Source organism: Flavobacterium plurextorum (assembly GCF_024638035.1).
Lineage (GTDB): Bacteria > Bacteroidota > Bacteroidia > Flavobacteriales > Flavobacteriaceae > Flavobacterium > Flavobacterium plurextorum.
The window spans coordinates 2,355,109-2,381,799 of the sequence record NZ_CP100442.1; the positions used below are offsets into that span (position 1 = coordinate 2,355,109).

Consider the following 26,691-nt stretch of genomic DNA (forward strand, 5'->3'; position numbering starts at 1 on the left):
AGGGTTTATATTATGGATTATTTATTTCTTAACTTTTACAGCTTATTATTTTACAGAAGCAAATTTAAATGGAATAGCTTTCAATCTTAAAATAAATAGAATGGCATTTTTCTTAAAAAACAGAATCCTTTTAATTGCATTATTATTGGTGCATTTTGGATTTTGTCAAAATATACCCAGCCTTCAGAAAAAAGGAAACAAAACACAATTAATTGTAAACCAAAAACCATTCTTAATACGCGGAGGTGAATTAGGAAATTCCTCTGCAACGAGCATGGAAAGCATGGAAACTATTTGGCCAAAATTAGTTGATATGAATCTCAATACAATTTTAACACCCGTTTATTGGGAACTTATAGAACCAGAAGAGAGGAAATTTGATTTTTCGTTAATTGATGATTTAATTCTTAGAGCACGAAAAGAAAATTTAAAACTTGTATTTCTATGGTTTGGATCTTGGAAAAACAGCATGTCAAGCCACGCTCCAGCTTGGGTAAAATTAAATCAGAAAAAATACCCGCGAGTTAAAGATGATCAAAATCACAGTCACGAGATTTTGACGCCTTTTAGTGAAAACAATCTTCAAGCCGATTTAAATGCGTTCAAAAAATTGATGGCACACATTAAAGAATTGGATCAAAAAGAGCAAACCGTAATTATGATTCAAGTCGAAAATGAAATCGGAATGCTGCCAACTGCCCGAGATTATAATCCACTGGCAAATGAAGCTTTCAAAAAAGAAGTTCCAAAAGAATTACTGCAATATCTTCAAAAAAACAAAGAAAAACTGGTTCCAGAGTTTTTGGAAATTTGGAAAAAAAAGGGGTTTAAAACTTCAGGAAATTGGGAAGAAGTTTTTGGAAAAGGACTTCATACAGATGAAATTTTTATGGCTTGGTATTTTTCAAAATTTACCAATCAAATTGCAAAAGCAGGTAAAGACATTTATCCAATTCCGATGTTTGTCAATGCAGCTTTAAATGCACCCGAAAAAAAGCCAGGTCAATATCCGAGTGCTGGACCGCTTCCGCATCTTATGGATGTTTGGAAAGCTGCGGGAAATTCGATTAACTTTTTGGCGCCCGATTTTTATAATCCGTCCTTTAAACAGTGGAATGATTTATTTACACTTCAAGGTGATCCTTTATTTATTCCTGAACATCGGTTTGATGAAACGGCGCCTTTTAAAGGTTTGTATGCAATTGGACATTATGAAGCAATTGGTTTTTCGCCATTTTCTATAGAATCTGTGGCAGACGCCAAAAAAGAGCCTCTTGGAAAAATCTATGATTTGGTGCAACAATTAACTCCAACGATTGAAGCCAATAAAGGACAAGGAAAAATTGACGGTGTTTTGTTAGACAAAGAAAATAATACACAGATTATTAAATTGGGAGATTATGAATTTACATTCAAACACGATTATACCCTAAATTGGTCTGACGGAGCAAAAGCAGATTCTTGGCCAATGTCAAGCGCAATTATTATAGAAATTGCGAAAGACGAATTTTATATTGCGGGTTCAGGAATTGTTGTAACTTTTAAATCTTTAAAAGAGAATTTAAATGTAGGAATTTTAAAAACTGATCAAGGAAAATTTGAAGATGAAAAATGGAAAACGATAAGACATTTTAATGGAGATCAAACCCATCAAGGCAGACATTTGAGAATTTCAGTCGGCGATTACGAAATACAAAAAATAAAATTATATACTTATAAGTAGTTTTTTTAGCCGCGAATTTACTTCGCCTATTCGCTGTCGCTCGAGTCACGAATTGTCACTAATTTTTATTTTTTTTAATTAAAAAATTGGTGTCACTACAATATTATAATTAAGTGTAATTCATTGTAAACAAAAACACAGTAAGCTCTAAGAGAAAAACTTTAGCCACTGATTAAAAGGATTAGAAGGATTTTTAATAATCTGTGTAAATCTTTTAATCCCGATAGCTATCGGGAGTGGCAAAAAAAAAATAAACCGCATGAAAAAAATAATACTAGCATTTTTAATAACATTTAGCATTAATGCACAGATAAAACTTCCGCGATTGATAAGTGACGGAATGATATTGCAACGCGATACAAAAGTCAATATTTGGGGTTGGGCTTCTCCAAATGAAAAAGTCGAACTCGAATTTAATCGTAAAACATACAAAACCACAACAGCTCAAAACGGAAAATGGGTGATCGAGCTTCCGTCACAAAAAGCGGGCGGACCTTTTGAAATGACTTTAAAAGGTTCTAATACTATTGTATTAAAAAACATTCTCTTTGGTGACGTCTGGCTTTGTTCGGGACAATCGAATATGGAACTTCCGATGGAAAGAATTAAAGACAAATACAAAGATGTAATTGCAAAATCTGCCAATCCCAATATTCGACAATTTTTAGTACCCGATGAATATTATTTTGCGAAAGAAAGAAACGATTTTTCTTCTGGTTCATGGGTAGAAGCAAATCCAAATAACGTTTTGCAGTTTACAGGAGTTGGTTATTTTTTTGCCAATGAAATCTACGAAAAATACAAAATCCCAATTGGTTTAATCAACAGTTCTTTAGGTGGCTCACCAGCTGAGTCATGGATTAATGAAGAAAGCATAAAAAAGTTTCCAGATTATTATGCAGAATATTTAAAATTTAAAGACGGAAAACTCGAAAAACAAATCGATGAAAGCGATCGAAAAGTAAGTTCAGATTGGTATAAATTATTAAATCAAACCGATCTTGGTTTAAAGAATAAATGGGCAAATTCAGTCGATATTTCCGATTGGAAAACAATGAATATTCCAGGTTATTGGGCAGATGGAGAACTTGGAAATACAAATGGTTCTGTTTGGTTTAAAAGAGAATTTACTTTAGACAAAATAAAAGAAAATCGAGCTAAATTAATTTTAGGACGAATTGTAGATGCCGATTCTGTTTTTGTAAATGGAAATTTTGTTGGAACGACGTCGTATCAATATCCACCGAGAATTTATTCTTTTAATGCTAATATTTTAAAGGAAGGAAAAAATGAAATTACCATTCGCGTTATCAGTAATTCTGGAAGAGGGGGTTTCGTAACCGATAAACCGTACGAATTAAGTATTGGCGATAAAACAATTGATTTAAAAGGGAATTGGAGCTATAAGTTAGGTTCAAAAATGCTTCCGCTGCCAGGACAAACTTTTGTGAGATGGAAACCAGTCGGACTTTACAATGCTATGATTGCTCCATTGAAAAATTATCCTATAAAAGGTGTTTTATGGTATCAGGGCGAAGCAAATACAAAAAAGCCATCCGAATATTTTGCGCTAATGGAAACCTTGATAACCAATTGGAGAACACTTTTTAGACAAGAAAAACTACCTTTTTTATTGGTTCAGCTTCCAAATTTTATGGAACCAAAACCAGAACCTGCAGAAAGTAATTGGGCAGCTTTAAGACAACAGCAGTTGAATACCTTGAAAGTTCCAAATACAGGATTGGCGGTCGCAATAGATTTAGGTGAATGGAATGATATTCATCCTTTAAATAAGTACGATGTTGGAAAAAGATTGTCACTTCAGGCTAGAAAATTGGTTTATGGAGAAAAAACGTTAACAGCTTCAGGACCACTTTACAAATCGATAATAAAAGAAGGAAACAAACTAATTTTAAGTTTTTCAAATGTTGGAACTGGATTGGTAATCAAAAATGGTGATGAATTAAAAGAATTTGCTATCACAAGAGTTGATGGGAAGTTTGTTTGGGCGAAAGCTGTAATTCAGGGAGATAAAGTTATAGTTAGTAATGATTCCGTCGCAGATCCAGTCAAAGTTAGATATGCTTGGGCAGATAATCCAGCAGAAGCTAATTTGTACAATAACGAAGGATTGCCGGCTTCACCTTTTGAAGCTGGTTTGGATGATGAATGATATAGTTTAGAAGAGTATTCAAGAAGATTAGATTACCAAATCTAATCCTGCACGATCTAAAATAAATAAGAGTGTAAAAAGAAAAAACCGATTAGTTTCCTAATCGGTTTTCTTTTGCGGAGAAAGAGGTTTCTCCCTGTTTTATTAAAACCCTAGTAAATACTAGGCTTTAGATGCTATTTAAGAGTTGGCACAGAAAAAAAAGTGTACCTCGAAATTTTAACCAATTTCCTTGAACAAATATAGGTTAAAAACAACTTAAATTTACAAAAATTATATGGAATTTCTAGAGCTTTAAAAATCTAAATTCGACATCTATTTGTCAATTGATGTATTTTGAAGGTATGTTAGAACATTAATATGGGGGTTTTTGAGTAATTAGAGTTGTGATGATTTCAATCTATTTCAAAAATTTTATTTATGATTCATGGGAATTCTTTGTAAATGCAAAATGATTTGGTAAGTAGATAAAAACTAGATTTCAATCTATTTATTATAATATTCTTTTCTGATTCTCCAGAAAATCTTTGTATATACAAGTTCTCTAAAATGAGAGCCTGCCTGTCTTCTATAGTAGGAAAGCTTAGTTTTTTAATCCAGTTTATGTTTGCTTAGAAAAATTGAGTAAATAATCTGTAGTTGGTATAGTATTGGCGGTCATTGGTATAATTCGCACAAATGATGTTTGTTCCCATAATACTTTTGTGAAACTATAACAAAGGTGAAGATGAGGATTCAATATTATGCATTTATTTTTTTTTATTCATTTTGCAGGCCATTGCCAGCTGCGAATTGAACATGAATTTTGGAATGGCCATTTTTCAAGCGGCGAGATAATATCTAATGTGTTAAAGCTTGAAGATGGAAGCATTGTCGAGAATAATATATTTGTTTCTTCTTTAGAATTCTATAAGCCTGAGAAGCCAAATGGAACCGCAGTACTATTAATACATGGAGGAGGGATGTATGTGCTGTTTTCAGAGGTGCAGGGAGTTAAAGTTGCAGAGTGGCTCAATAAGCAGGGAATTTCCGTTTTTTTATTCAGACATCTGCTTAAGAAGAGTCAGACAGGCAGTCCTGTACAGGATCTTATTAAAAATTTTTCATTAAAATCGGATTATAAAAGAGTGCTTGCCGATTCGGTTTTTCTCAAAGCCGCTTCAGACGCAGGCCAGGCACTTAAATACCTCAGGGAATGTTCGGAAGACTTCGGCGTTAGGCCTGATAAAATAGGTCTGATGGGATTTTCAACCGGTGCGGCGCTGGGGCTGGAGTTATATAAAAGTAAATCCAAGTCGGCATGGCCTGACTTTCTCATAAGCTTGAACGGCTTTTCGGATGATAAAAGAAAATTTTCATCTTCTACTTCATTTTTCATTGCCTCGATTTCAGATACACCTTTTGATGAAACCAGTCAGAGCATAAAACTCTATGGTAATATCAGTTCTTCTAATGCCGCTGTTGAACTTCATGTATACAATAACACGGCAGAAGATAACACTGACAGCAGATGGAGAAAGGATCTTGAGTTTTGGCTCGCAAAGCTGAAGGAAAATTAAATGGGCAGTTTTAAATAAGTACGATAGTGGTTGTCCTGAGGTCCAAAGCTTAGTTCATATCCGGTGTCCGAATATAAAAGCTGCAGTCTTCTTGTAATGTTGGAAAGGCCGGCGCCGCTGGCGTTATTTCGTTTCATTTTTTTGACCTGCGGCACCGAATTTGTTTCTGTAAAATAGAAATAATTGTCCCTCACGGCAATGGTTATAGTTACAAATGATTTTGCTTCGGAATCGGCACTGTGCTTAATGGCATTTTCAACCAGAATGATTAAAATATTAGCAGGAACTTTTATCCCTCTGATTTCTCTCTCATTGTAGCTTAGGGTGTGGGTAAAGTCATCTCTTCTGATTTTTTCAAGCTCCAGGTAGTCTTCAATAAATTTTATTTCTGAAGAAAGGAAAATCTGGTCGCTTCGGTCAGTTTCATATATTAGATGGCGCAGGAAGCTGCTCAATTTGATTATAATTCCGGAAGCTTTTTCAGGTTCGGTTGCCGTCAGGACATTTATATTGTTAAGCATGTTGAATAGAAAATGAGGATGTATCTGGTTCCGCAGCGCCGCAAGTTCACTCTGTACGGCACGGTCTTCTAATTCTTTAATGGTTTGAATGTCGCTGATCCATCTTTGAAGAAGCTTCAGCGCGCTGGAAAGAAGCAGAAACGGGCCAAATACAATGCTTATCACTACCATGACCGTAAACCATTCAAATTTTTCTGCAGCAGGTTTAATTCTGTGGGGATCCAGAACAAAAGAATGAAAACAGACTACAGCAAGAGATATTAGTGCAATTAGTGCTGCAAGAGAAAAAAGATAAAGCGCTGCTTTTCCCTTATATATAAAAAGTGGTGTCAGTTTATACATATTGATGTAGAACAGCGATACTGTAAAAAGAAGTCCGAAAATCCAGTCCAAATGATCGAAAAAACTGGAATATTCGCCCCATTTTTTTCCCGTAAGTCCCAATACAAGCAGAAATATAATACCTACGGCATGACGGTGGATTCTATACTTTTTAGAAGTCAGGCCTGTGAATAATCGGTCAGCGGAGTGAATGTTTTTTTGTGTATTGTTTTTAGGTTCATTTTTCATAGCTCCTGTTATGCATCTGTTTGTATTTTCTGTTTTTACTCCCCCAAAAAGTATTTATGAAACTCGGTCTGGTAGGTCCTTCCTACGGGAATCTCTATATCTTTCATGAAAATTGTAGTTCTGTCAAAAGAGGCGATCATCTCTGCATTGACAACATAGGATTTGCTGACCCTTAAGAATTTCTGTGCTGGGAGTTTAAGGTGCATGGATTTTATGTTCATCGCCGTTACAAATTTGCTGTCTTCGGTATGGATAACCACATAATCTTTCAAGCCTTCCACATAGAGGATATCACTGAAGAAGATTTTATGAAATCTTCTTTCCGCTTTTATAATTATGAAAGTATCATTGCTGCTTTCAAAAGTATTTTTATAGGTCTGGACCAGACTCAGCTGATGCACGGCTTTCTGCACTGCTTTCTCAAATCTTTCAGGCGTAAAAGGTTTCAGCAGATAATCGACAGCTTCTGTCTCATAGCTTTCAGCGGCATATTGGGGATAGGCAGTAGTGAATATGATCTGTATTTTAGTATCCAGAGTTTTTGCAAATTCAAGTCCGTTGTCATCAGGCATTTCAATATCAAGAAATATTAGGTCTGTATCATGTTCTTCCAGAAAAGCCGCAGCCTGTGCCGTACTGCTGAATGAGTTTAAAAGCTGTAGCCTTCCGTTCCTCCCTATAAGCAGCCTCAGCCCTTCACGGGCAAGGGGTTCGTCGTCTATGATTATGCATCTCATTTTTATATGTTTTCAAGCAGCCGGTTTATATTTAATGTTAAATGGCATTAAAAGTGCTGCGGGGGCGTAAAGTTATTATTAATTATTGAAAAGACAGCCTGTAAGGTTTTGGTAAAGCCTAAAATAAGCGAAGGGCTGCACCAATCTGAATCTGGCTGCTGTTTGATCTGCCGCCAAATTCACTTATATCAGAAAAACCCCAAATGTATCTCGCGTAGATAGTAAGCGGGCGAAGATTTATCTCAGCACCGCCTAATACCGAGAAATCAGTTTTCTTAAATAATTTCCTGCCGTTCTCTGTTATGGATTTATCGGAATCGGCCAGGAAGCTGAACTGTGGACCTGCAGTAAATGTTATAAAACCCTCGCTGTTTAATCGCAGCAGCAACGGCACGCTTACGTAGTTTAATGTTTTGCTTCCCTTGAATGCGTTGTCTATAACATCTGAATAACGGTCCTGTACCGATGTGTTGGTCTGGTTAAAGAGTACTTCTGCCTGAATTCCTGCAAAATCGGAAATTTCAGCGTATATAAAACCTCCCAAATGATAGCCGAGTTCAAATTTGTCCTGGAATGTTGTTCCGTTTATTTTGTTCAGGCCGGCCCCGGCTTTTGCGCCTGCATGAATCTGTGAATTTGCCGCAGCGTGCAGAAGAATGGCTGACAGTAGGAGGATTTTTTTCATTTTTTATTATTTTTTATTATTTTTTTTAGTAATTAGAGCTGTTTTATAATCTGCATGATATGGATATGCCATGAGCCCTTTTTTTTCCGCAGAATTATGTTGTAGAGTTTCGTGGATGAAACCTGCATGCCTCTGAAATGCGCCCGGTATAAAACTTCCGTGCAGGTCAGCAGCAAAAGGTTATGGCTTAGCGGTGTTTCCCCAACGACCAGACTACTGTTCTGGGGGTCGCCAAAGCGATCGAAGCGGGCTATCGTCATATTGATACCGCGGCTGTATATGGTAATGAAACAGCTATTGGCAGAGCGCTAAAGCAAAGCAGTGTGGATAGGGAAAGTCTTTTTGTCGCCAGTAAGGTTTGGAATACTGAGCGTGGCTATGAAAAAACAAAGAAGGCATTTCGTAAAACACTTCAGGACCTTCAGCTGGATTATCTGGATCTGTACTTAATCCATTGGCCTGCAGCAGGTCATCAGTTTAGGAACTGGCAGGAGCTAAATCTGTATACCTGGCGTGCCCTTGAAGAATTATGCTCTGAGGGTCTGGTAAAATCAATAGGAGTAAGTAATTTTCTGCCTCACCATCTCCAGCCTTTGATTGATGCGGCAGAAATAAAACCAATGGTTAATCAAATTGAGTATCATCCAGGTTTCAGACAGCAGCAAACATTGGATTTCTGCAGAATAAATGATATAATTGTCGAGGGATGGAGTCCTCTTGGCACGGGCAGGCTTCTTGAAAACCAAAGTCTGCAGAATATTGCCACCAAATACAACAAGACTGTAGCCCAGCTCTGCATTCGATGGGCATTGCAGAATGAGGTAATACCGCTTCCAAAATCAATTACACCTAATCGTATAATTGAAAACTTTGAGGTATGGGGATTTGAAATTGATAAAGCAGATATGCAGACAATCGATAAAATGAAGGACATCGGAAGTTCAGGACTCGATCCCGATAAGGTTAACTTTTAAAAAATGAATTTCAATGTAATAATTTAACAGCAGCAGGCATTTCAGCAGCTGCTGTTTTTTTTTTAGTTGGATAATCTTTCATGATTTGCAGCACTTCTTCTAAGTGTGTTTTTATGTGAACGCCATTAGTATAAACGATACGGCATTAGTGTAATTACGCTTTATTTAATGTGTGATTTCCAGTAAATTTGCATTTAAATTATTCATACTAAGTAAAGTTAAATATAAGCCCATTATGAGAATATAAGTCATCTTGTTCATATTTTTGTATTCCTTAAAAACTGCTGCTCAGGATAAACCGGCTCCGATTAAAAAGCTCGGAGGATTTGTTACAGAAAAATTTCCAAGTACGAGAATTTTTGATGTTCAGTATGAACAGCTAGGGCCAACGTATTTTAGTTCAAAACTCTTGGGGAATCGTTTTGAAGATGGAAAAATAGAAAGCCATAATAGATTTAAAGCAGCTTTAAATATGCCTTTTTTTACTTCAGAATCTAAAAAAATAGCCCTTACCGGATCGCTGCGTTACAAATATGAATCATATGGATTTGGCCAGTACAGATACAATACTAATTCAGTATATCATAGAGGTAATGAGGAATACCATTATTTTGCGACATCAGTGAGTGCTACTTATATCTCAAAACTTTTTAATAAAACAGTAATTTATAATGCAACGGCAACAGTAGATGCGGATAAAGAAAGTCCAGCGTTTTAAAGGTTTTGTGGGGACCAGTATGGTTTTAAAAAGAAATGCAGGTACAACGATGACAACGATGACAACGATGACAACGATGACAGCGATGACAGGGGGAGTGCTGGTATTGCTGGATCCTTCCTCTATAATTCCTATGACGCCGACCTTCAGTTATAATCATAAATTTGAGAACTCCAAATGGGATTTTGACTTCATACTTCCCCAGCGTATACTTTTTAGAAGACAACTTTCGGAGAATGGACGTCTGGGGATGGGAACAGAGCTTAATTCAGAAAATTTTTATATCAATCTTGACAACCCGGAGATGAGAGGTGTTTATGAACTCAACCAGCTGGAATTAAAATCCGGTATTACTTATGAATATCATTTTGCGCCGAGATTGATCGGTATGTTTAAAGCAGGAATTAATAATGTCGTAAATGTAAGACTTACGCAGAGAGGGGAGCGAACTTCCAATTAAATGTACAGACATAAAGAAGATCCCCAGGGATATGTCAAGTTCGGAATTTCGTATAATCCATTTTAAAGTAGATTAAACTTACAGTAGATAAAAAAATAAGATTTATTAGGTACATTTTTCATTTTACTGAATAAGTTTCTTCGGGAATCGTGCATCGATTTGAACTTTAGCTTTGAAGGCATTGATTTTTTTAATTGCAGCAGATAAAAAAATATCAAGATTCAATCGGAATATTTCGCAGGGTTGTTTTTTATAATAAGCTGCAAGTCAGCCCAAACTTACCAAAGCCGAATTCTAGTTTTCAAAAAAACATCGTTGCAGCATTTTTGCCGCAAAAAGTAAATGTCTTCCTATTAATAGGAGAAAAAAATTAACTTTTTGCGGCATAAAATATGTCAGGTCCACCTGAGTTATTTTGTCTTTTTACCTGCTGTTTTATAGCTGATTTCTCCATTCTCAGAAGTAATCTTTTCGTAGTAGATGTCGTTAACGCGGTAATAATTTTTACCGTTTATTGAAATTGATTCGGCGCCTTGCGGGAGTTGTGAAATAAATTCGGAATATTCAAGGCATATTATCTTCTCATCAGGTTTTTCAACTACCTTATAAATATTTGGCTGAATCTGGATGTAATATACGTCATTCAAATAATAGTAGGATGTCCCTGCGAGAATAAGAGTTGCAAAACCAGGTGGTAAAACATTTACATGAATCCCTACAGGCGGTCTAACAATTGTATAGCCTCCTTGGTAAGGACGGTAATAAATTCCATCAGCATAATGGTAATTTACTCCATTATAAACACTTACTCTGCTGTTAGGAATTGTTTTAGTAACTGTAATTTTTGCTGCTGCCCGGTGCTGGGCATGAACTGTCAGGACTGCTGATAAATTTAGTAATAGAGCGATTAGTGAATTTTTAATTTTCATGATAGCGATTTTTATTAATATTAATATTCTTTGATAATAGATTAAGGCTGTCTATCTGCATTTAGATGTCTTTATTATTACAGTTTTTTGAACAATGAACCAGTATGATTTACTGGTTTAAAAACTTAAATGATTTTGTTACTGAGAGCTTTGATACAAAGCAAAAAAAGGCAAATTAAATATTTTGTGAAAAGACAATCTGTTTTAAGCAGGCATATTTAATATTGAAGCGGACAGCTGGTGTTTCTTTTAGACATATTGCGCCCATAAACCTTTATTTTTAATATTTTCAGTTTATAAACGGCCTGTATTCAAAAGAAATTCATGAAATTTGGTTTGAGCACAAATCCAAATCTAATCATACTGGCCTGTTGATTATACTGCAGTAAGTTTTCACCATACCCATGAAAAGCCTGAACCATCATATACAGATTTGAAGTCGGAATTGCTTTGTAAAACAGCTGTGTTTCAACTGATCCTCTCCAGTCGCAGTCAGCTCCCTTTTTTACTATTACCTTTGCGTAAAGTTTTTGAGGAATGAAAATATAAGTGAAAGCAAGATCTCCGTATCCAATGTATTTAGACAGTTTGGGATTATCTGATAACGAGCCGTAGGGAATGGTTAGTTTTGCATCAATAATTAATTTTGGACTTACTTCTGCACCCCAGTTAAACGAAATAAAATTCCAGCTTCTTGAAGAGATGCTGTCTTTGCCATTTGACTCATGCTCAAGCATTAAAGAATAATATCCTAATCGTCCTTTTTTATTCATGTAGGGTCTTATAAAGCCAAGGCCGGGATTAAAGTTTATATCGCCGAATGGACTTGATTTCTGATAGACATCCCAAAAAGATTTCTGGGTGTAGGTGAGATAGGAGTATACGTTATCAAATAATGGTTTCTGATTTATTCGATATTTAAAACTTATCTGGAATTTAACATCTGAATTGTTAATTGATGGACCATCTCTGAAAGAAGTACCTGTAATAAAATAATTATCCTTGTGCATACTGAAATTCGGCTGGCTTAAAAAAATAGCAGTTGCCTTTTTTTTTTCGACTGAATCGTTTTGTGCATTTACCCCATTACAGTATAGAAAAAAGAAAAATAGAGATAATAATCTTAAAACTCCCCCTGTATTACAATGCCAAGTACAAGTAGCCAGCGAGAAAATGTTTTTTTGAAAATCCAGCACTGATTTTGATAAATGATTTTTATAATCCATGTGAATGTTTCTGAAGGTTATTTTCTTTTTGCAAGGTTTGCTGGATTCAGGGTGTATGAAAATCCCATATTAACACCGAATCCAAAAGTGTTAAGACTTCCTGAGCCTCCATTGTTGATATAGTACTTTAAAGGAAGTGCAGCATTTACTTTTAAGCTGGGAGAAAGTCTGTATTCCAGCCCAAAATCATAAAGCAGTGTGATGTATTGGTTTTCGCTGTTTTTTTTTGACACAGAAGTCTGCTTTCTTCTTAATTTAACATTTATCAGGGAATAAAAACCCAGTCCTGCTGAAGAAAAGTATCTCAGAGGCTCTTCATTATTATAATATTTTCTAAAAGTAAGATCGGCGCCGAAAAGAGCATGTGCATTTATGGTATCCCTGCTGACGGTCTGGAGTTTTTCTTTAGTTTTGGTCTTATTGGCGATCGAATAATTTAAATTTAAAACCAGGGCAGTAGTATGGCCTGTGTTTTTTTTTAATGAAATCCCAAGTAAACCTATTGCTGTTTTGTCAATTCCCAGTTTAGTTCCGGTAAGAAAAAAAGGATTATAATTAAATCCTATGTCAAAGTTTTTTTTATAGTTAGCCATTTTTACGGCATCTACTTCCTGTGTGGTGTAAACAATAGGCATAAAATAGTTGGTGGTGGTTGTTTTTTTTTTAATCTCGTCTTTTATTTGCTGAATTTCCAGATCTTTCGCTGCAATAATTTTAAATTCATATTTCTGCGGGTTCGAATTCACATCATTTTGAGAAAAACCATTTTCTTCGCTAATTAAATAATATGAAGATTTTTCAATACGGTTTACAAAAGAGTTTACATTTATAATCTGCTCATAACAATTAAGAGGGAAGTTATTCTGCTTTTCAATAACGCGGATGTATAAAAAATTATAGTCACTAAAAAGGCCGGAGGATATATACCTGTTATTTAAAGCATGAAATTTAATATCTGCTACAGATACTTCAACTACTATTACTCCTTTTGGGTTTTTTGCTTTCTTCTCAAAAACTGTTTCGCTGTAACAGACTGTGCCGGGATTATTATATTGATGTACCGTCTGAGCTGACAAAGGTGAAATACTGATACAAAAAATCAGCAAAAAGAGCAAATTCGATTTAATTTCACAACTGTGTAAAATCTTAATGTTAGGCTTTAATAAATAATTTAAGCGGATGGGTGATTTAAGCATTGGTATAAGTTTCTTTTAAAATGAATCACAACTTGTCAATAGTTTTGAATAATGGAGGCGCAAAAAGTGTTTTCTTTTTGGGCCGCCCGTGTTAAGCCAGTAGAACATATGGTATATATACCGCCGGATTCCAGCTTCATCTGAGTTTTATAATGCGCATTTTTGGATAATCTGCTCTGACGATATTTTATCCAGTAGTATCCATTTTCAACCTCGATAAAAGCGGTTGCCTGTTTATACGCTAACTCTTTGTTTACTTTTAGTCCATTTCCTTGAAGAGTTATTATCTGGCTGTCACTTGAAAGATTTATAAATCGGATCAGAGATTTTCCTCTGGGAGGTGCGGCCCAGGTGTCCTTGAATCCTAAGAAAAATATTTTTTTGGATGAATCTTCCAAAGCAAAAAGGCTCATATTTTCATTTGTATTGAGAGAAAGACTGTTTACAGATAATACAGATCCATTATCGTTAATGGCAGTGATACTGTTGGCTCCAGTAAATAAACTAAAATAACCTGTGGGGCATGAATATTTCGAAGCTGATTTTTTGAGTTCTTCCGAGTTGAATAAAAAAGACAGATTGCTGGATTTTTGTATTAAATTGGTAAAGTTTACGTGCGGCATTTCAGTACAGTCTTGACCGTAATATAAAGCACTATTATAAGCACAGGAATGATATTGTGAGTTATTGGAACAAGAGTACGATATCATGCAAAAAAGAAAATAAGTTAACCTGTATTTAGTAAAAAAAATATTCATGTTTCATTTCGCATTATTCAATTTTTTGTAAGCTCTATTAATTATTGTATATTCAATTACATCAATTTATGCAGTTTTAGCGGTGAACATTAGTTGTTTAAAACTTAAATTTTTACGCATTAATATTTTAAGAAAATATCAGTGGTTTGTGTTTTTAATACTATAAAGTGTTTGTATTAAGAGACCACTGATATTATTCTGCTGATAAAAAGTTTAAAACTTCTTAAAGCAGTTACTCCTGAGCTTCGGGAGTGAGCTGTTTTTTGGGACTCGGAGGCAGCAGTATAATTCCTATATTAAAGAAGCCTCCTGATTCAGAATCGAATTTGTGTTTGCTTCCGGCCAGATCTTCAAACTGATACATACGCATGGTGCTGATTCCTCCCGAAGCTTCAATCAGTAAAGTTTTTGTAAGCTGGTAATTAACAAATGGGCCTATGTTGGCTCGTGCATAATTGAACCGGTCCATTTCAGTATCACTTGAAAAACTTTTTGAGCTTGCATTAAAGTTCGCCCCGTTTACTGCTGCCCTGAAACCAAGCCCGATTTTGTTCTCCGGGCCGGTCTGGTAAACGTAATTGGCAAATATCGGCAGATAGATATTCAATGCATGCCTGTCTTTTTTGTATTGGTACTGAATACTTGGAAACAGCAGCGGTTTTCCAAACCGCATTGTATATATTAATCCTGCCCCTCCAATTACATTATCGTTAAATTTCTTGGTAACCATGGCATTTCCCTGAACAATAAAATCATGCCAGGAAAGTTTATCTTTAAAATCACTAGCCAGTGTTGGAGAGAGGCGGCCTATGAATGTCCATTTTTCATTAAACCGGTAAATGTAGGTAAAGGAATAACTCATTTTATGAAATGTCATCTCGTTTTTTGAAGATAGGGCATCATTGTAAATGGCAGTTTCTACAATTCCGTACTGAAGCCCGTTAACTAAAATAGTTTTCTTGTCCTGGAGCATTTTAGGAAAACTTACAAAGGCACCTGCTTCGCTGAAAGCGGCTTTATTTCCGCCGGCATCATCTTTGAATTTCACTTTGGGATAACTTAAGTATTCTAATCCTGCAAGTTTTAGGTCTTGTGCCCTGCTCTGAAAACAGAGCAGTAACAGACTTATCGATACTATTTGTTTTATTGACTTTGTCATATTGTTATTTATTATTAATATATTTCACAGCTGTATAACAGCATGCTGCAAACTCATTGTTTATTAGAAATTCCTATCGGGATGTTTTGAATTTGATTTGAACCGCACCATCAATTTTTCTACAATCATATATACAGCAGGAACAAGAAACAGCGTGAGTAAAAAAGAACTTGTAAGTCCCCCGATCAGAACCCATGCCATCCCGTTTTTGAATTCAGAACCTGGACTTTGAGAAAGTGCCAAGGGAAGCATTCCTAATATCATTGCGAAAGTTGTCATAATAATTGGACGAAGCCTTTCTTTCCCTGCCTCTATTAAGGCCTCTTTGGCGCTGAAGCCTTTCTCTTTAAGATGATTGGCAAAGTCCACGATAAGAATGCCATTTTTGGTTACAAGTCCCAACAGCATAATTATTCCTATAATAGTAAAAATGGTCAGCTGGTTCATTGTCAGGGCTATGGCAAGCAGCGCTCCAATCAGGGCTACAGGCACCGAAAAAATAACCACAAAAGGATAGACCAGACTTTCATAAAGACTTACCATTACCATATATACAAGAAGTATGGCTATGATCAATGCAATACCTAAACTCATAAAGGCATCTTTTTGATTTTTGGAGTCCCCTTGAAAATCTACTTCGATACCGGCAGGATAGCCAGCCTTATCCACAGCTGCCTGAATATCCTGTACAATGGTTCCCGAAGGACGTCCAACGGCTGCGGAAGTTATTGTTATAGAATTTTGTCTGTCACTTCTCTGCAGGATCGACTGTCCCAGTACTTCTTCTACATCAGCAACCTGCCAGAGTTTTATTAACTGCCCCTTACTGCCGTTTAGAGAAAGATTTCTGATCGCTTCGATATCCTGCTTGTCGGTCTGGCTGATTTCTAAATTTATTTTATAGATATCATCTCCCTGCATGAATTCTGTATCGTCATTTCCGTTAAAGGCCAGCTGGATGCTCTGGGCCACGTCAGGAAGAGTAAGTCCCAGTTTAGCTATGCGATCTCTCTGCGGAGTTATTTTAATCTGTTTTACAGTTCCTTTGGTGCTGTAACGCACGTAATCAGTCCCAGCTGTCTGCATTACAACTTGTTTAATTTTTGCCGCCGCGCTGTAAAGACTGTCAATATCGGTTCCTTTTACAACAACCTGGATCGGTGCATTTACACCTCCTGTGATGCTTGTTGGAATTACGGTTACCTGAAGTCCTGGTATCTTCTCAATTTCATTTCTGGCCGTGACTCCAAATTGATCCGCTGTATAATCACGTTTAGTTTTATCAATGAGCGTTACTGAAAGTTCCGCAAGGTTTTCGCCGTCCCCTTTTGCTCCTGTCTGGGTTCCGACCAGCGTATAAACATTTTTGACCTCTGGGTGTTTCAGCATCAGCTGCTCGGCCTGCTTTACAAGGAGGTTAGTCTGGCGAATCGGGGTATCTGCAGCTGTTTCCAATTGTATGGCCAGTTCGCCACGGTCGCTGTCCCCCGCAAAAGATGATCCTATAAATCCTGAAGGAACAAGAGAAACGGAACCGGCAATTAATAATATAACCAGTATAAATAGATAACGTTTGTTTTGCAGCACCCATTTCAGAAGCTCACCATAGGTGTTTTTAACATTTTCAAGCAGATTCTCAAAACCAAGGATTATGCGTCCCCATAATGTCTGCTTTGTCAGATGTTCGAGTCGGGCAAAGCGTGACGCCATCAGCGGTGTTAAAGTGAAGGCTACCAATAAACTCATTAGTGTGGAAACCACCACCACAACAGCAAATTCTCGTAGTATTCCTCCGATAAGACCTCCTGCAAAAGCCATTGGCAGGAACACCACTACGTCTACAAGTGTAATGGCCAGAGCTGTAAATCCAATTTCATTACGGCCGTCAAGTGCTGCTTGTTCTTTTTTCTTGCCCATTTCCATATGCCGGAAGATATTTTCCAAAACCACTATACTGTCATCCACCAGGATTCCAATCACTAATGAAAGTGCTAAGAGGGTCATAAGATTTAATGAAAATCCCATAGCGTACATGACAATAAATGTAGGGATCATCGCTGAGGGTATAGCGACCATTACAAAGAAGGAACTTCGCAGACTGTGCAGAAACAGCAGCATGACCAGACCAACAATGATCACGGCCATAAACAGGTCATGCATCACTGCATCTGCCGAACTGAGCGTATATATGGACTGATCTGAAGCAATCTCATAATTAAATCCTTGTGCTTTATAAGTTTTTTTTAGCTCATTGAGCTTGTCTTTTACCTGCTGGCTTACATCTACGGCATTGGCATCATTGGTTTTGAATATCTGTATGCCGACTCCTGGTTTATTATTCATACGGTTCAGCGTAGTTATTTTCTGCTGCGCATCGCTAACTGTCGCTACATCAGACAGTAATACACGGCTTCCCGAACCATTGTCCTTGAGCACAATCTCCGATAATGGACTTACCTGCTTATAGTCGCCGTTGATGGTAATGGATAAATTCTCTTTTTCACCCGATATGTTTCCTCCGGGTATGGAAATACTGTTGGCAGCAACAGTCTGAAAAACTTGTTTTGCAGATAGGCCATACATTTGGAGTTTACTGTTATCCAGCAGAATTTTTATTTCTCTTGGCTGTCCACCTATGATATTGATCTGACCTACACCCTTTACACTGCTCAGCTTTGGCTTTATGTCCTTGTCAATTAAAAGATAGAGGTCCTTTGAAGAGATGTTCCCTGTTGCAGAGATATTCAATATGGCAAAATTATCGGTGCTCAGACGGTTGACCACAGGGTCATCAATGTTATCGGGCAGTGTAGATTTTATTTGATTGATAGCTCTTTCAATGTCCTGCTGCGCCTGGACATCTGAAACCCCAGATTTCAGGGCAACCTGAATCGAAGATACATTTTGAAGCGAGCTTGAGGTTACCCTGTCAATTCCTTCTACCGTACTTACTGCTTCTTCAATTGGTTTGGAAATTTTATTTTGGATTTCCTCAGGGGATGCCCCGGGAAGCACAGTTCTAATACTGATATTACCTGTTTCAAAGGTAGGCAGTAGATTGTAATTCAGGCTGGTGTAACCTAAAATCCCAAAGAGTATAAGCGCTGTAAAGGCGGTAATTATAAGCAGGGGACGTTTTATGGATAGTTCTGTTAATGTCATTGCTGATATTATTTTATAATGTTTATAGTACTGCCCGCTCGTAAATTAATCTGGCCGGTGGTAATAACTCTGTCACCCTCGTTTAAACCTGAAAGTACTTCAACAAGGTCGTTTTGTATAATTCCCGTTTTAATTATTTTAGTGACGGCTTTTCCATTACTTTCAATAAATACATAGGGGTCTTTGCTGTCATTGATAAGTGAAGATTTAGGAATCTGCAAGGCTTCTTTTTTAGAAACAGTGTTAAATGAAACTTGGACATCTGTACCTCCTTTAAGCAGAATGCCTTTTTTCTCTGAGATAAGTAGATCTATTTGATAATTGTGATTGCTGTCAGACACTGAGCTGATATAATTAATTTTTCCCTTGAAGGTTTCTTCTCCGAACAAGGGCGAGGTAATTATAGCTGATTCTCCGGTTTTTAATTTATAGCTCATCTGCTGATCTACAAAAACGGTAACTTTAACTGCTGCCGTATTGCTTATAGTTGCAATAGGGCTGCCGGGGCTGACAAACTCCCCCTGTTTAATCATATGGGCGGAGACCGCGCCGCTCAGAGGCGAAATGATTATGGAGTTTCGGATCTGCTGCTGGATCAGCCGTATCTGTATTTCTGAATTTTCAAGTTTATTTACAGCGTTATCGAATTCATTTTTAGCAGTAAGCATATTTACCTGAAGTCCGGCATTGTTTTCAAAGAGATCTCTGGCTCGGTTGTAATCGTCAAGTTTTTTGGTCTTGTTAATTGCTGCAAGGTTTCTTTCTATCTGTGCATTTTTTAAATTTATTTGCAGTATGCGTGTATCAAGCCTCCCGATAACCTGTCCCTTCTTTAACTCCTTGCCTAGATATAAATCCAACAGGGCGATCATACCGCTGTTTTGTGCATACAGCATGACCTGGTCCAAAGGCTCAATTGTTGCGGGATATTGATCATTGGTTTTCAAAGGGGAGATCTTTGCAGTCATAACTGATACGGCCACAGGGATATCTGTCCTGTCCACGGGTCTGGCGGACTCATTGATTTTCTTTTTGTTGCCTGCAAGGACAATAATTATAGGTAAAATTACCACTAAGCAGAACGATGCCAGTATAATCAAATTCCTTTTTTTTTGATTTGGATTTTTCATACGTTGTAGATTTAATTTTCTGTAATAAATTGTATTTAAAGTTTAACGGATCTGGCTCATAAAGCTTAGAAGCGATCCTTTTGATTTTTGGTAATCCATCTGGCTGATCATAAGATTGTATAAACTATTGATGTAATTACTCTGTGATTCCTTATATGCCAGATCGTCATTAAGGTAGTCTGTGAGATTTGTAACCCCTCTCTGGTATTGATAATCGGTGACATCCAGTAATTTTTTTGCCAGCACCATATTATCCTTACTGCTCATGTAAGAGCTGTATGCAGTGCCCATCGCTGTTTTTGCATTGTCAAAACGTAATTCCAAGTTTTGTTTATTGATTTTAAAATTCAGCTCTTCATTTTTAAGTTTTAACTTTTCTTCCTGAACTTCGCTTTTTCGTTTAAAACCGCTGAAAATTGGTACATTAAGCGAAAGACCTACATAAGAGAAAGCGCTCCAATTGTTAAAACTGTTGGAAAAATCATTATTCAGCGCCTGCTGTCCAAAACGCCCCACTGCTGATAAAGTGGGAATAAAAGAGGCTTGTTTGGTCTTCAGGCTGTATTTCTGAAGTTCCAGTGACTGTTCGCATATCGCGGTTTCGGTCAGATTATCCAATACTAGATTTTCATCAAAATTTCCCGCGGCCAGAAGCTCATAGTTAACGGTAGGAACTATATCAAAATTCTCTTCTGCATCCATACCCATGGCATTTTTCAGTATGTTCAGAGCCAGTATTTCTTTGGTTTGCGAATCTTGGATCTGATAGGTTGTCGTATTGAGGTTTACCTGTACTCTGTCAACATCTTTTTCCAGTACTGTTCCTTTCTCGTATTGATATCGAAGTACTTTAACCATCTGTTCATATTTCTGCTGGTTGGATTTGAGTATGTGCAGTTTTTCTCTGTATATTAATACCTGGTAGTAAGCTGTTCCGGTATTATAAATCAATAATTCCTGATTTTGTTTCTGTTGCAGAACACTTATCTCAGCATAGGGCTTGGCGGCTTTGATCCCGGTTATTTTAGATTGGTCATAAATGATCTGCTTTACATCTACAGCTGTGTTGGTATTATACTTGGTGCCAAAAGTAATTTCTGATGGATCCGGGCCCAGGATTCCAGCAGGCAGCACATTGGTCTGGAGCTGAATGTTATTGAGCATAGTGGCAGAACCAGATACCTGGGGAAGATATTCCGAAAGGCTCTGCCATGATTTTGCTTTTGCTATGGCAACATTATTTTGCTGCACAAAAAGAGAAGGATGATTCTTTAATGTATAATCAATACATTGCTGCAATGTAAATTCTTTCTGCGCATGGACCTTAAAGGCAAGAAATAAGATTAAAATTTGTTTTTTCATTATCATTTTTTTTCGTAGAAGCATTAATTTTGATGCAAATTAAACGTTGCTCAAGCAGTGGTAAAAGCGCTTTCTGCTCTAAACGGGCAAATTTTGAAGTGAAGCGGGCGGGATATAGTTTAGTGAAAATCATGCTCAGAGACCCTGAAGATTTCAGATAAAGCTCAAGATTAACGCTGTGTTCTTTTCGAGATTGGTTTTGGTTGGTTGAGAATTCATTTTGCCTGTTTTAAGACTGCCACGGGAGCAGGGCGGGAGTAATGTTATAAATTTGTAATAGTTAAAGTGTTTTTAAAATAAAAAATAGAAACTGTTATGCCCTTAATTTTAAATGTGAAAAAAAACATGCAGTTCCAAAAGATTGACTGGAAACTCGGAGTGCTTTCATCTATTCTTTTCTCCATGATAGCATTCTCATTGTTTCTTATCAGAATGGATGAGATTCGATGGAATGACACACTGCTTGTTGTGACATTTACATTTTTATATTGCTTTTTATGCTGGCTGATCCACAGCTCCCTTTTAAAAAGGAACAATCAATTAAAATTTGACAATAAGCAGAAAAGATATGCTGCGCTGAGCATTATGGCAGCTGGTTTTTTAATTTTTGGATTTGATCTGATCTGCGGTTTTTTTTCAGATAGAATTATCTTATTTAATCAATTCTCTTATCAGATGCAAGGTCCTAAAAAATATTTTGGGATGCTTTTGAGAGCAGAACTCCTTAGCTGCCTGTATTATTTTATTTTGTATTATACACATATCCTGCGCGAAAAACAGCAGCATGCAATAGAAATTGCAAAATTGAAACAGGCGCAATTGGAAGCTAATCTGTCTTCTTTAAAGGAACAGCTGAGCCCGCATTTCCTATTCAACACACTCAGTACACTCAGTACACTGACCCGGGAAGAAAATGTAAAAAATTATGTATTGGAATTAGCCAATGTATACCGGTATGTTGTACTCTACGAAAAGAAAAATAAAGCTTCATTGAAAGAAGAGCTTAAATTTATCGAATCATATCTTTATATTTTAAAGACAAGAATGGAAAATGCTATTATGATCTGTATAAACGTAGATGAAAATATGAAAAAGACAGTTCTGCCTCCTTTAACGCTGCAGCTTCTGATCGAAAATGCAATCAACCATAATATTGCCTCCATGGCAAGACCCCTTAAGATTGATATTTACATTAAGGATGAAGAATTTTTGGTTGTATCCAATAATTTTCAGCCTAAGATTTCAGTGCAGCATTCTACAGGAATTGGTCTGGATAATATCATGCAGCGTTATAATTTGCTGTTTAGCCGTGATATACATATAATAAACAATGCCAATGAGTTTACTGTAATGCTCCCAATTATAAGACCATGAAAATACTAATTATAGAAGATGAAATAAAAACGGCCAAGGAACTGCAGAGAATCCTTCTTTGCTTTAAGGGCTTTGATATCGAGATTTTAGCAATTATCGACAGCGTTGAGGAAAGCCTGCTGTACCTTAATAACAACCCGCACCCAGATCTTATATTCTCTGATATCCAGCTGGCTGATGGTTTATGTTTTGAAATATTCAATAAAATTTCCGTCAAGAGTCCTGTTATATTTTGCACTGCTTTTGACAGTTATATGATGGAGGCATTTTATGTCAACGCAGTAAGCTACATTTTGAAACCTGTCTCGGTTCAGAGTGTAGAGGCAGCTCTGCAGAAATTCAGACTTATGCAGGAAGCCTTTGAACCGGAAAAAGCAGCCCGCACTATAAGTGCACTTGGACAGCAGATGAAGTCTAATTATAAAATAACACTTCTGGTTGAACAGCGTGAAAGAATTGTACCTTTAAAAGTAAATGATATAGCTTTTTTTTACCTTGATAAGAAAAATGTGGTAAAGATTACCACATTAAACAGCCAGCGCTATTTTATGGCCTCCAGTTTAGATGAGGTGGAAGGTACTATTAGCCATCAGCAGTTTTACAGAGCAAACCGCCAGTTCCTCATTAACAGGGATGCTGTTGAATCAGTAGAGCGGTATTTTTCAAGAAAACTGGTAGCTAAGTTATCCGCTGAAGTACCGGAGATTATTATAATCAGCAAGGCAAAAGCCAGTGATTTTCTCAGATGGCTTGAGGGTGGGTTTGAAGCTGGATAATTAAATTTATAAATTTAGATTTTCTAATCAAAGTTCAGCAGATAATCTATTTTTTAAAATTATGCAGGAAGTTATCGGACATAGGGTTTATGCTGTATTTTTGCTGACCCGGACAAAAAATAAAAACCCTTTTTTCAAATGCGCAATGAAAACTTTAAGCTGCTTATATGATCAATAAAAATGAATTAAAAGAAGGACTAATTGAACATTTAAAAGGGATGATCGAATTGAGCGGTTTTACTTTAATTGCTATGAATGCTTCGTTTGGAAAAACGAATATAGTTTTTTGAGCGATAAATAATGGATGTTTTTCGAATTTATTTAAATTTTTGGTTTAATATATTTTCCGATATTTAAACGGGTAGAAAAAACAAATGGTATTCTGCAGCCAATTTGAACATCGACTCAGCAGGTCTTGGTTTTGCTGATTATTGGTTGTTCTTTGAAATGATTTACCAAGTTTGCTGTGGTAGATTGTAACTATTTGTTTTTAAGTAATTTATGATAATGTGTGGTTTTATAGTGCGGAGGAAGAGGTTCCGCTTTTAATTATTAAAAACACTAGTAAATAATAGGTTTAATTGTTTATTAAGACTCGGCACAGAAAAAAAAGTGTACCTCGAAATTTTAACCAATTTTTATACATAGATATAGGGTAAAACAGTGGATATTCAAACAAAAACAAGAGGGAAAGTTAAGTTTTTTTCTTAGAACTCTTAACTTTTTTAAAATTCTACTTAATTTTTTCTATCAGAAATATATCAAATCCAAAACACCATTTTCCATGATTTTGCTAAGAATCGTTTATGCTTTAAAATTTTTAGGATTATTTGTAATTAAATATAACGTGACGTTCTGCTTAGAATTTTTAAGACTCTAGTAAATACTTATGTTTCATCTGTTATTTGAGATGTGGTACAGAAATAGTAGTGTGTCAGGTTTTAAACAATTCCTATACAGATCTTACTTTGTTAGAAAAAGATATTTTAATTTCAAATTAGCTTAAATTTGTAAAATCTTAATAATTATTCAAAATAATCATAATAATTTAAGTTTATGGGGGGAGTAACATTATTTAGCGGAAAACCAATTGAAAAACTGATTGACGTTATAAGTGAAGGGATAGGGGTCTTATATAAACCGCGCGCAATCAGAAAAGAAGCAGATGCAGAGGCTTATAAAATAATAGCTATAAAAAAGGCAAAACTACTGCCAAAGCGCAATCCAAGCTTATTGAATTTGAGACTTTCAACGAAATGGAGCAGAAAATAATTTTCAAGGAGCAGAAGAAGCATAAAAACGTAAAAAATATCATCGAGCTTGCGGCAGAGCAGATTGAAGAGCAATCTGAGGTTAGTTCTGAAAAGGTGGACTCTGACTGGTCGACGAGATTTTTTAATATTGCTGAAGACATTTCAAATGAAGAAATGCAGAAATTATGGGGGAAAATCCTGTCGGGCGAAGTAAAAAAACCGGGTTCATTCTCCTTAAGGACTTTAGAGCTTTTGAAGAACCTGAGCAGAAATGAAGCGGAAATTTTTACAAAGTTTGTCCAGTTAAACGTAAAACACAGCAAAGGACATTTTATTCCCTATGTCGATCAAAATATCTTTGAAGACTATTTTGGAATTGCCTACAGCGAAATTCTACTGATGTATGAAGTGGGGCTGCTGTCAAGCGGTCCTAATATAGGACTGCATTTTCCTGCCTTGGAGTTTCCCGCAATGACTTTGTATGAATTTGGAGAAACAGGTATAAGCGTGACGTCAGGTCCGCACAAAGAGCCAAACAGCATTAGCATACTTACCCTTACGCAGATTGGACTGGAGCTTGCAACACTGATACCATTCGAGAAAAATGAGAAAAATATCAAGTACCTTTGTAGGGCTCTATCGACTCCCTATACAAAGATCATACTTGGAAAATTGATCAATGAGAACGGGCATTTTAAGTTGTCGGATACTTTTGAATACCGGCCCTGATTTGTTTAGTCTGCCTGTATATCACAACAGCTGTAATAGCAAGTTTGTTTTTTTTGTATTTATATTATGCGCTTATTTTGTTATGTTTGGGCAACCCGCTTTTAGTAGTTGTGGTTTGTGCTTAGCATGCTGAATCTTCTTAATAGCTCTTTATCAGTGTCTCTTTCCTTTGTCTTTTTTGGACGGACTATAAGACCTAGATCATTTAAGCGATATTCAATACTTAGCTTCGATACATTAAAATGGGCCGCCATCCTTTTGACTATTTCAGAAAAATCCCTTTTGTTGCATTCCTGGTCATCAAGAAAAATACTTCCCGCTTTACTGATTCCCAACTCATTCTGTGTTAAAATAAGGACGGCCTGAATACTGAACTGGGGCATTAGCAGACTTGCTGCAAAACAGTTTGCCTGCCATTCTATCCAATTCTTAGGATTTTTTAAGGCATAGGACTGTTCAAAAAGACTAAAGCTTGTGTCCTTAAAATTATTGTATCTTGTTTTGTTTATCCTTAATTTCTTGTGTAATATGAAATGTCCAATTTCGTGGGCAGCAACAAAAGGTTCCCTTATACTCTCCTTTATCGATAAATTTATTATTATCTCATTCCTTTCAGCGTCAAAGTATCCTAATATATTTTTATTTGCCTCATTTTCCATATTTGAGTAACTATACTTCAAATTATGTTTCCTTTCTAGATATTGAAACAGCTCGGTTAAAGGGATTGGTAGCGCATAATTCAAAATTTCGGGATTGAATTCGGCAATAAGATTGGAAGCAATTTTATCTATCTGCTTGGAAGGTAATTTTTTAAGGCCTTCGATTTCTACCGGTAGCAATGCTCCCTGTATTGCTTTAATTATAATCTGATCGATATCATTTTCAGGGCTATTCTTTCTCTCATTTTTATAGTGTACGATATTGTAGCTATCTTCGTCCACTTCAATCAGCATCATGCCATGCGATTTGATTTCTTCGATGGCTCCGCTCTGCAGTTTGCTGTTGCTGACAAAAACACCTTTCACGGCGTAATCATGGATTTCATTTATATATTGGGCAAATAACGCCACATCATCAACTGGAATGGAAGAGGAATAATTCTTGCATTCTATCAGGTAGAGAAGGGTAGGTCTGGAGGCTCCCGGTGGAGTAACCTCTATGGATAAATCGAATATTATATCTTTTTTTCTCCTTACGGAGTAATATCCTTTTTTTCTGTAAACGCTGCAAAATTCTGGTATTAGCCCTAACTTTTTGCTGTTTAATGCAGTGCTGATAATATCATAAGACTTGTCTTCAAAATTGTCTCCGATTTCTACTGTATTCATCTGTTGATTCTTTTTTTAATGCTTTAAGCTGAGAGCTGAATGATGTGAAATTGATTTACACACGAGGTCAGTTAAAAAGTTAAAATTATGCAATTGTAAATACAAAGATTGCTAATATCGGTCTGCATGAGAAGTGTAGGATGTTAAAAATCAATTGATTTATCAACACCCGCTCACACTGGGTGAAAT

General features: G+C 36.4%; 23 protein-coding genes. 11 read left to right on the plus strand and 12 right to left on the minus strand.

The annotated features are described in order from the left end of the window. Positions 1 to 100 precede the first annotated feature (100 nt). The 3 genes from NLG42_RS10385 (at position 101) to NLG42_RS10395 (ending at position 5,455) form a co-directional block, all read left to right on the plus strand. Complete coding sequence (locus NLG42_RS10385) at positions 101 to 1,723, plus strand: GH35 family beta-galactosidase (RefSeq protein ID WP_257683690.1); 1,623 nt, start codon at positions 101 to 103, stop codon at positions 1,721 to 1,723. A 259-nt stretch (positions 1,724 to 1,982) separates the two neighbouring features. Beyond that, positions 1,983 to 3,896, plus strand: a complete 1,914-nt coding sequence (locus NLG42_RS10390) for a sialate O-acetylesterase (RefSeq protein WP_257683691.1) — start codon at positions 1,983 to 1,985, stop codon at positions 3,894 to 3,896. 743 nt (positions 3,897 to 4,639) lie between these two features. After that, positions 4,640 to 5,455: an alpha/beta hydrolase gene (locus NLG42_RS10395; protein ID WP_257683692.1), complete on the plus strand. Its 816-nt coding sequence runs from the start codon at positions 4,640 to 4,642 to the stop codon at positions 5,453 to 5,455. Here NLG42_RS10395 and NLG42_RS10400 read toward each other — a convergent pair. From NLG42_RS10400 to NLG42_RS10410, 3 genes are all read right to left on the minus strand, one after another. After that, positions 5,452 to 6,546 carry a sensor histidine kinase gene (locus tag NLG42_RS10400; RefSeq protein WP_257683693.1) on the minus strand — a complete coding sequence of 365 codons (1,095 nt, stop codon included), beginning with the start codon at positions 6,544 to 6,546 and terminating at the stop codon, positions 5,452 to 5,454. The two genes, NLG42_RS10395 and NLG42_RS10400, sit on opposite strands and share 4 nt — an antisense overlap. A gap of 35 nt (positions 6,547 to 6,581) precedes the next feature. Then, positions 6,582 to 7,283 (minus strand): LytR/AlgR family response regulator transcription factor, encoded by a 702-nt coding sequence (locus tag NLG42_RS10405; RefSeq protein ID WP_257683694.1) that lies wholly within the window; start codon positions 7,281 to 7,283, stop codon positions 6,582 to 6,584. 118 nt (positions 7,284 to 7,401) lie between these two features. Next, a complete protein-coding gene (locus tag NLG42_RS10410; protein ID WP_257683695.1) occupies positions 7,402 to 7,968 on the minus strand; it encodes a porin family protein in 567 nt (188 codons plus the stop codon). Positions 7,969 to 8,189: 221 nt separating this feature from the next. Here NLG42_RS10410 and NLG42_RS10415 point away from each other — a divergent pair, with 221 nt between their 5' ends. The 3 genes from NLG42_RS10415 (at position 8,190) to NLG42_RS10425 (ending at position 10,120) form a co-directional block, all read left to right on the plus strand. Then, positions 8,190 to 8,942, plus strand: coding sequence for an aldo/keto reductase (locus NLG42_RS10415; RefSeq protein ID WP_257683983.1), 753 nt, complete (start codon positions 8,190 to 8,192; stop codon positions 8,940 to 8,942). Between the two features lie 265 nt (positions 8,943 to 9,207). Next, entirely contained in the window at positions 9,208 to 9,660 is a 453-nt protein-coding gene (locus NLG42_RS10420; RefSeq protein WP_257683696.1) for a hypothetical protein, read from the plus strand. A gap of 58 nt (positions 9,661 to 9,718) precedes the next feature. After that, positions 9,719 to 10,120: a hypothetical protein gene (locus tag NLG42_RS10425; RefSeq protein WP_257683697.1), complete on the plus strand. Its 402-nt coding sequence runs from the start codon at positions 9,719 to 9,721 to the stop codon at positions 10,118 to 10,120. Between the two features lie 410 nt (positions 10,121 to 10,530). On the opposite strand, the gene NLG42_RS10430 is transcribed toward NLG42_RS10425, so the two are convergent. The 8 genes from NLG42_RS10430 to NLG42_RS10465 form a co-directional block, all read right to left on the minus strand. Continuing rightward, positions 10,531 to 11,049 (minus strand): DUF6515 family protein, encoded by a 519-nt coding sequence (locus NLG42_RS10430; protein WP_257683698.1) that lies wholly within the window; start codon positions 11,047 to 11,049, stop codon positions 10,531 to 10,533. Between the two features lie 311 nt (positions 11,050 to 11,360). Beyond that, positions 11,361 to 12,275, minus strand: a complete 915-nt coding sequence (locus NLG42_RS10435) for a phospholipase A (protein ID WP_257683699.1) — start codon at positions 12,273 to 12,275, stop codon at positions 11,361 to 11,363. Positions 12,276 to 12,292: 17 nt separating this feature from the next. Beyond that, positions 12,293 to 13,381 (minus strand): hypothetical protein, encoded by a 1,089-nt coding sequence (locus tag NLG42_RS10440; protein WP_257683700.1) that lies wholly within the window; start codon positions 13,379 to 13,381, stop codon positions 12,293 to 12,295. A gap of 125 nt (positions 13,382 to 13,506) precedes the next feature. Then, positions 13,507 to 14,094 carry a DUF4397 domain-containing protein gene (locus NLG42_RS10445; RefSeq protein WP_257683701.1) on the minus strand — a complete coding sequence of 196 codons (588 nt, stop codon included), beginning with the start codon at positions 14,092 to 14,094 and terminating at the stop codon, positions 13,507 to 13,509. A 367-nt stretch (positions 14,095 to 14,461) separates the two neighbouring features. Further along, positions 14,462 to 15,388, minus strand: coding sequence for a DUF6268 family outer membrane beta-barrel protein (locus NLG42_RS10450; RefSeq protein WP_257683702.1), 927 nt, complete (start codon positions 15,386 to 15,388; stop codon positions 14,462 to 14,464). 63 nt (positions 15,389 to 15,451) lie between these two features. Continuing rightward, complete coding sequence (locus NLG42_RS10455; RefSeq protein ID WP_257683703.1) at positions 15,452 to 18,550, minus strand: efflux RND transporter permease subunit; 3,099 nt, start codon at positions 18,548 to 18,550, stop codon at positions 15,452 to 15,454. A gap of 8 nt (positions 18,551 to 18,558) precedes the next feature. Further along, the gene (locus NLG42_RS10460; protein ID WP_257683704.1) at positions 18,559 to 19,680 is read right to left on the minus strand and encodes an efflux RND transporter periplasmic adaptor subunit; all 1,122 of its coding nucleotides are present in this window, start codon (positions 19,678 to 19,680) and stop codon (positions 18,559 to 18,561) included. 42 nt (positions 19,681 to 19,722) lie between these two features. Then, on the minus strand, positions 19,723 to 21,042 hold the full coding sequence (locus NLG42_RS10465; RefSeq protein ID WP_257683705.1) for a TolC family protein: 1,320 nt from the start codon (positions 21,040 to 21,042) through the stop codon (positions 19,723 to 19,725). Between the two features lie 345 nt (positions 21,043 to 21,387). Here NLG42_RS10465 and NLG42_RS10470 point away from each other — a divergent pair, with 345 nt between their 5' ends. From NLG42_RS10470 to NLG42_RS10490, 5 genes are all read left to right on the plus strand, one after another. Beyond that, a complete protein-coding gene (locus NLG42_RS10470) occupies positions 21,388 to 22,416 on the plus strand; it encodes a sensor histidine kinase (RefSeq protein WP_257683706.1) in 1,029 nt (342 codons plus the stop codon). Next, the gene (locus NLG42_RS10475; protein WP_257683707.1) at positions 22,413 to 23,192 is read left to right on the plus strand and encodes a LytR/AlgR family response regulator transcription factor; all 780 of its coding nucleotides are present in this window, start codon (positions 22,413 to 22,415) and stop codon (positions 23,190 to 23,192) included. Before NLG42_RS10470 ends, NLG42_RS10475 begins: the two co-directional genes overlap by 4 nt. Positions 23,193 to 23,359: 167 nt before the next feature. Further along, positions 23,360 to 23,482, plus strand: a complete 123-nt coding sequence (locus tag NLG42_RS10480; RefSeq protein WP_257683708.1) for a hypothetical protein — start codon at positions 23,360 to 23,362, stop codon at positions 23,480 to 23,482. Between the two features lie 766 nt (positions 23,483 to 24,248). Then, positions 24,249 to 24,464 carry a hypothetical protein gene (locus NLG42_RS10485; protein WP_257683709.1) on the plus strand — a complete coding sequence of 72 codons (216 nt, stop codon included), beginning with the start codon at positions 24,249 to 24,251 and terminating at the stop codon, positions 24,462 to 24,464. Further along, positions 24,449 to 25,174, plus strand: coding sequence for a DUF2806 domain-containing protein (locus NLG42_RS10490; protein WP_257683710.1), 726 nt, complete (start codon positions 24,449 to 24,451; stop codon positions 25,172 to 25,174). The genes NLG42_RS10485 and NLG42_RS10490 overlap by 16 nt, the downstream gene beginning before the upstream one ends. A gap of 101 nt (positions 25,175 to 25,275) precedes the next feature. Here the strand turns inward: NLG42_RS10490 and NLG42_RS10495 are convergent, their stop codons facing one another. After that, positions 25,276 to 26,502 carry an ImmA/IrrE family metallo-endopeptidase gene (locus NLG42_RS10495; protein WP_257683711.1) on the minus strand — a complete coding sequence of 409 codons (1,227 nt, stop codon included), beginning with the start codon at positions 26,500 to 26,502 and terminating at the stop codon, positions 25,276 to 25,278. Positions 26,503 to 26,691: the final 189 nt, after the last annotated feature.